The organism is Polaromonas sp. P1_G4, from assembly GCF_056405475.1.
The window spans coordinates 1-6,668 of sequence record NZ_JBFUCA010000216.1; the positions used below are offsets into that span (position 1 = coordinate 1).

A 6,668-nucleotide genomic window follows, 5' to 3' on the forward strand; every position below is an offset into this window, starting at 1 on the left:
TGCCGGCGCCGGGCGCGTCGCCCGGCAGCACCACGCTGGCGCCGTCCTTCAGGCGGTCGGCGCCTTCGGTGATCACGCGCTCACCGGCCTTCAGCCCGGAGGTGATCACGATTTTTTCGGCTGTGGCCTGGCCGCGCTGCACTGGCCGCAGGGACACCGTACGGTCGGCGGCGTTCAGCACATAAACGTAGTCCCCGGTGCTGCCCAGGCGTACGGCGGTGACGGGCACCACCACCGCGTCTTCCAGTGTTTTGACCTGCAGCTGCACGTTCACGAACTGGCTGGGGAACAGCGTGAGCTTGCTGTTGGCAAAGCGCGCCTTGGCCCGGACGGTGCCGGTGGTGGTGTCCACCTGGTTGTCGAGCGAGGCAAAAACGCCGGTATCGAGGGTGGCGGTGCGCGTGCGGTCCAGCGCAACGACTTTCATGGCAGTGCTTCCAGCGGCGTTTTGCTGCAGCTCGCCCGCCCGGTCCTGCGGGACGGAGAAGACCACGTCAATCGGGCTGACCTGGGTAATCAGCGCAATGCCGTTGGCGTCGCTGTTGCTCACCACATTGCCGATGTCCACAGTGCGCAGGCCCACGCGCCCGCTGACGGGCGCCACCACGCGGGTGTAGCCCAGGTTGAGTCGCGCTGTGCCTTCATTGGCCTTGTCGATGACGACTGTGCCTTCCAGCTGCTTGACCAGTGCAGCCTGCGTGTCGACTTCCTGCCGTGCAATCGAGTCCTGCTCGAGCAGGGTCTTGAAGCGCTGCAGGGTGACGCGGGCGCTGTCAAGTTGCGCCTCGTCGCGCTGGCGCTGGCCCACGGCCTGCATCAGCGCCATTTCAAACTGGCGCGGGTCGATGGTGGCCAGAAGTTCACCGGCCTTGACCATCTGGCCTTCCTTGAACAAAACCTTTTCCATCACGCCGGAAACCTGTGGCCGCACCCTGACCGTGGCCTGGGGAGTGACGGTGCCCAAGGCTTCCAGGACGATCGGGATGCTGGCCTTCTCGGCCGTGGCGACGCCTACCGTGGTGGCTGGTGCACCGCGCCTGAAGGCTCCGCCAGGACCGCCCGGGCCGCCGCCCGTCTGGGTGTCTGTGGAAGGGTGGGTCAGGTGCCAGGCCAGCCAGCCGGTGCCGGCCAGTGCCAGCACGGCGATCACGCTGCCGATGATGGACGCGCGGCGGCTTAGTCTTCTACGGGATGGGGTAGGGGCGCCGCTTTCCGGCGTCTCGGCTTTCGGGTCCATCAGCTGTCCTTGGTGCCCGCTGCGCCAGACGGGCCGGCACAGCATTTTTTTGTGTTTGATGGTGATTCATGCGCCGGCAGCCAAAGCCCTCGGGTCCACCTGACGGCGCTCAATAATTATCACTGCAAGCCTCGGCGGCGCAGATAAAGCGCCTGAAAGAGGCGCGTAAATATCCGGTAAAGCGGCGATTGGCCTACACGACTTCGGGCAATAACAGGTGCGGGGCTTGAGTTTGCCGATTGCTATCGTTTTAATAGCTGCTTGCGCCTGTTGCTATTGGGCTGCAGCCATTCTTTCCAGATTCCGGTATTTAGCCCAGCAGCGCCGCCGCTTCGGCGAAGGACGGCATGCCATCGATGGCGCCGTGCCGCGTGACCGACAGTGCGGCAGCCGCATTGGCCCACTGCATGGCAGCAGGCAGCATTTCTCCGCGTGCCAGCGCGGCGGCCAGCGCGCCGGTGAAGGTGTCGCCCGCGCCTATGGTGTCGCGCACGGCCATGCGGCGGCCCGGCAGTGAAACGGGCGGCTTGCCGGCCTGGAAGAGCCGGCAGCCGGAAGCGCCCAGCGTGACGAGCACGGCGCGTGTACCACGGTTGAGCAACTGCAGGGCAGCGTCGTCCACCGAACCGGCATGCGCTGCACCGGCCAGCAGGTAGAGTTCGTTTTCATTGGGAGTCAGCACATCGACCAGCGCCAGAAGTTCGTCAGGCAGCGGTCGCGCAGGTGCGGGGTTCAGGATGGTGATGGCCCCTGCGCCGCGGGCCAGACGAAAGGCTTCCAGCGTGGCGTCTGCAGGCACTTCGCACGAAGCCATCACGACGCGGCAAGCGCCCAGTACCTCATGCGCTGCCTGCGCATGGCGCGCAGCCAGGCCGGTGCCGGCACCGGGATACACCGCAATGCTGTTGTCGCCGTCCTCGTAGACGAGGATTTGCGCAACACCGCTGCGCTCATCGGCTACCTGTTCGACGTGCGTGGTGACGACGCCTTCCTCATGCCAAAGCTTCATCCCCATGCGTCCGAAGTCGTCGTCCCCGATACGTGCGATCAGTGCCACGCGCGCACCCTGTCGGGCAGCAGCCACTGCCGCATTGCTGCCCTTGCCGCCCGGGCTGATGCTGAAATCGCTGGCCATCAGCGTTTCCCCGCGCGCGATGGGCCGCTCGACGCGGGAGATCAGGTCGGCGTTCCAGCTGGCAACGCAAACGACACTGGCGTCTTCGTTGGCCCTGGCGCTCATTTATTTGGCTCCATAGCCCATGGTTTGCGGCAGCCACAGCACAATTTGGGGAAAACACGTCATGGCCAGCAACAGCAGCAGCAGCATGACGAGGAAAGGCCAGCCTTCCTTCATCATTTCGCCGATGGGAATGCCGGTAAGGGCTTTCGTCACGAACAGCAGCATGCCGAAGGGCGGGTGGATCAGCCCGATCATCATATTGAGCACGACCAGCACGCCGAAGTGCACCAGGTCCACGCCCAGCAGCTTGGCCGCCGGCAGCAGCATGGGCACAAACACCAGCAGCAGCACTGACACATCGAGGAAGCAGCCGAGCACCAGGAACATGACGTTCACCATCAGCAAAAAGCCGATCTGCGAAAAATGCATGCTGTCGACCCACGCGGCCATGGCCTGCGGCACGCCTTCGGCGGTGAAGGCGTAGTTGAGCATGAAGGAGCCGGCCAGGATCATGGTGATCACCGCGCTGGCGCGTGTGGATTCCATCACCACGACCCAGAAGCTGCGCCACGTCAATGCGCGGAACACCAGCGCCGCCAGGATCAATGCATGCAGCGCGGCCACGGCGGCGGCTTCGGTCGGCGTGAAGATGCCGGAGTAAATGCCGCCCAGCAGCACGATGGGCATCGACAACGGCAGCGCACCACGAAAGATCAGGCCGGCCCATTCCGAGCGTGGCACAGGTTCGTCGCGCGGCATGTTGCGCTTTTTGGCGATGACCGCGACCACGCCCATCATCAGCCCGGCCATCAGGAAGCCCGGCACCACGCCACCCAGAAAGAGGGCACCGACCGAAGCGCCCGACACCAGTGCGTAAATCACCATGGGGATAGACGGCGGGATGATGGGGCCCAGCGTGGCGCTGGCCACCACCACCGCGCCAGCAAAGCCGCGCGTGTATTCCGGTTTTTTCAGCATCTGGCGAATCGTGACCAGGCCGGGACCGGCCGCGTCGGCGATGGCGCTGCCGCTCATGCCCGAGAAAATCACGCTGACCAGAATGTCCACCTGCGCCAGGCCGCCGCGAAAGCGGCCCACCAGGATGCGGCAAAAGTCAAAGATCCGTTCACTGACTGTGCCGGCATTCATGATGTTGGCGGCGAACACAAAAAGCGGCACTGCCAGCAGCACGTAGCTGTTGTAAAGGCCGTTGCCGATCTGCTCGGCCACCAGGCCGATGTCCTGTCCCTTGACTGCAAGGTAGCCGATGCCCGCCGCGATCATCGAAAAACCGATGGGCATGCGCAGCAGCATGCCGCCCGCCAGCACCCCAACCAATACCCAGATAGCGCTTGTCATATCCGCAGCTCCGCTTCAAGACCCTTGCCACGGATCGCGTTCCAGATCGCCCAGGCCGAGCGCACCGCCAGAGCGGCGAGCAGCAGCACAAAAGGCATGAAAACCCATTGGAAAGACACGCCCAGCACGGGCGTTCCTTCGCGGGCCATGAAGTGCACATAGTCCCAGCAGCCCGGAATGCCCCAAGCCGCCAGGCCGCCAACCAGCAGGTTGCCGGTAATCGCCATGGCTTGCCGGCCGCGGTAGGGCATGTTATTCCAGACCAGGTCGAACACCACATGCTCGCGCTCGGGCACCACCACGGCGGCGGCCCACAGAATGACCCAGACATAGAGGATCACGGCTGCCTCGTCCGTCCAGGCCAGCGGTTTGTTGAAGGCAAAACGCGCCGTGATCTGGATCACGAACACGATGAACAGGGTCAGGAAGAGTCCGCCGCCAATCAGGTTGGCGGTTTTTTGGAGCCAGCTTTTCATGGTTGTTTCAGGGTGGTCCGCTCGACTTACTTGGTGGCGTTGATGCGCTCAAGCAGGCCTTTGGGCCAGACCTTGGCGTACTCGGAGTTGAGGTAAGTCGTCTGCACTGTTTTGCGGAAAGCGTCCACATCCGGCGTGGTGACAGTGAGGCCTTCTTTCTTGAAGAACTCGACGAGCTGGCCTTCTTCCTTGATGCGGTTTTCATTGTTGTAGGCGGAAGCGGCCTGTGCGGCGGCTTTGACCTTGGTCTTTTGCGCCGGACTCATCGCGTTGTAAGCCTTGTTCGAAATCGCGATGAAGATCCCGTCCACCAGGTGGCTGGTCAGTACGATCTGCTTGGTCACTTCATAGAACTTCGCAGCGCGCACGGAGGGCAGGGGGTTGTCCTGGCCGTCGATGGTGCCGGTCTTCAGGCCCAGGTAGACCTCGCCAAAGGCCAGCGGCGTCGGCGTGGCGCCCAGTGCCTCACCCAGGAACAGCCATTCCTTGGAGCCTGGCATGYGCAGCTTCACACCCTTGAGGTCGGCGGGAACCTTGACGTTGCGGGCCTCACGCAGGTTGACCTGACGTGTGCCGAGGTACACGGTGGACAGCGGCGTCACTTCCATTTTCTCGGAAACCATCTTGAACATCTCGGTGCCGATGGGGCCGTTGAACACCTTTTGCTGGTGGTCCGGGTCGCGCACGATGTAGCCGGCCGTGAAGATCGAGAACTCGGGAACCAGTTTGGCGATGTCAAAAGCGGAAATCGACGACAGCTCAAGGTTTCCGCGCGCCATGGCGGCGGGCTCTGTGCCCTGCTTGAAGAGCGATGCGTTCAGGTTGATCTGCACGTCGAACTCGCCGGGCGCGCTCTTTTCAAGGTTCTCCTTGAAGACGGTCCACATCTTGGCGTGCCAGTCATCGGGCACGGCCGGCGTGGAAACGCGCAGCACGACCTTGTTCTGTGCCTGTGCGGCGGGCAGCAGGGCGCCCATCAGCAGCACGGCGGAAGCGGTGCCCAGCAGGCTGCGGCGGAAAATACCTTTGAGGGAAGCTGTCATGTTGTCTCCTTTGTCGTTACTTTGTCGTGAAGTCGCGTGAAATTATTGAAACCGTACCGGGACCAGCCCGGCGTGGCGTCACTCGGATTTTGTATTAATCCCGAAGGCGCTGATGGTTTTTTCCAGCGCCGTGTATTCGTCGGTTGTCAAAGCCACCAGCGGTGCGCGCACGCGCAGCCAGGTCTTGTCGCCGCTCAGCATGGCCATGATCCCCTTGAGTGCGGGCATCAGCGAATAGGGGCCCAGCATGCCGATGAGCTCGACAACGCGCTCGCGTTCGGCGGGCGTGCTGGGGGCGTCGGGTTCTGTGACCAGCCGCTTGACCAGTCGCGGCATGAAATTGGCCAGGCCGCTGATGGCGCCGGTGCTGCCGCGGCGGCCCATCTCCGGCAGGTCGGGTTCAAAACCGACGTAGACCGTGATGTCTTTCATGAACGCGTCGGACAGGCCGACCGAGTGCGCGGTGGTGCAGGCGCTGTCCTTGATGCCGACGATGGTGTCCGGGTACTGCTTCTTGAGCGTGCTGATCACATGGTGCGACAGCGGAACGCCCGTGACCTGGGGGATGTGATACAGGTACAGCTTGAAAGGCGTGCCGGCCATGCCGTCGATCACATAGCGGTAGCTGTCGATGACGCCCTGGTCAGACACGCCCTTGAGGAAAAACGGCGGCAGCATCAGGCAGCCGTGCACCCCCGCCTTGACGGCGTGGCGCGTCAGCTCCAGCGTTTCGGGCAGGGCGGCGCAGCTGGTTGACACCATGATCTGCGCGGCCGGAATGCCGTTCTTGATGAGCTGCTCAATGGCTTCCTTGCGCTCGGCCAGAGAGAATGATGGCCCTTCGCCGGTGGTGCCAAAAGCCGTGACACCAGGGCAGCCGTTGGCAATCAGGTGCTTGCAGTGGGCGGCAAATTTGGCGTGGTCAATGCTGAGGTCGGCATTGAGCGGTGTGAGCAGGGCAGGCCAGATGCCGCGGAATGCGGCGTTGGGGGCTGCGGGGGAAATCGTCATTCAGGGTTCTCCAAAGACCACGGCATATCGGGCCGCGGCAGTCCTAGCACACGTCGGTGCGCGCTTTCAATGTGGTGGCTCAGGCGTTCGATCACGGCAGGCGCGTCGCGCCGCTTGAGGGCGTCGATAAACCAGAGGTGCTCTTCCATGGCGGGAATCAGCACGTCGGGTGAAAGGGTCGAGCCTTCGAGCTTGATCAGTCGCACGCGCAGGCTGTTGATGCGGTAGACCTCGGAGATCAGCTCGTTGCCCAGTGCGTCGATCATCAGGTCGTGCAGGCCCCAATCCACCGCGGTGGCGTCCTTGAGCAGGCTGTCGTCAATGGCCTTTTTCCGCGCACGCTTGACGATGTTCAGGTGCGC

At 63.3% G+C, this 6,668-nt stretch carries 7 protein-coding genes; all 7 read right to left on the reverse strand.

Annotation, left to right across the window (positions count from 1 at the left end; genetic code table 11):
- Positions 1-1,237 (reverse strand): efflux RND transporter periplasmic adaptor subunit (locus AC1D1X_RS12290; RefSeq protein WP_477698359.1); only part of this gene is annotated, 1,237 nt, incomplete at its 3' end.
- Positions 1,238-1,547: 310 nt separating this feature from the next.
- A complete protein-coding gene (locus tag AC1D1X_RS12295) occupies positions 1,548-2,477 on the reverse strand; it encodes a ribokinase (RefSeq protein ID WP_477670930.1) in 930 nt (309 codons plus the stop codon).
- Positions 2,478-3,776 (reverse strand): TRAP transporter large permease, encoded by a 1,299-nt coding sequence (locus AC1D1X_RS12300; RefSeq protein WP_477670929.1) that lies wholly within the window; start codon positions 3,774-3,776, stop codon positions 2,478-2,480.
- A complete protein-coding gene (locus AC1D1X_RS12305) occupies positions 3,773-4,252 on the reverse strand; it encodes a TRAP transporter small permease (protein ID WP_477670928.1) in 480 nt (159 codons plus the stop codon). Before AC1D1X_RS12305 ends, AC1D1X_RS12300 begins: the two co-directional genes overlap by 4 nt.
- A 26-nt stretch (positions 4,253-4,278) precedes the next feature.
- The gene (locus tag AC1D1X_RS12310) at positions 4,279-5,295 is read right to left on the reverse strand and encodes a sialic acid TRAP transporter substrate-binding protein SiaP (RefSeq protein ID WP_477698360.1); all 1,017 of its coding nucleotides are present in this window, start codon (positions 5,293-5,295) and stop codon (positions 4,279-4,281) included.
- Between the two features lie 78 nt (positions 5,296-5,373).
- Positions 5,374-6,306, reverse strand: a complete 933-nt coding sequence (locus AC1D1X_RS12315) for a dihydrodipicolinate synthase family protein (protein ID WP_477670926.1) — start codon at positions 6,304-6,306, stop codon at positions 5,374-5,376.
- Positions 6,303-6,668 (reverse strand): FCD domain-containing protein (locus AC1D1X_RS12320; protein ID WP_477698361.1); only part of this gene is annotated, 366 nt, incomplete at its 5' end. The genes AC1D1X_RS12320 and AC1D1X_RS12315, both read right to left, overlap by 4 nt.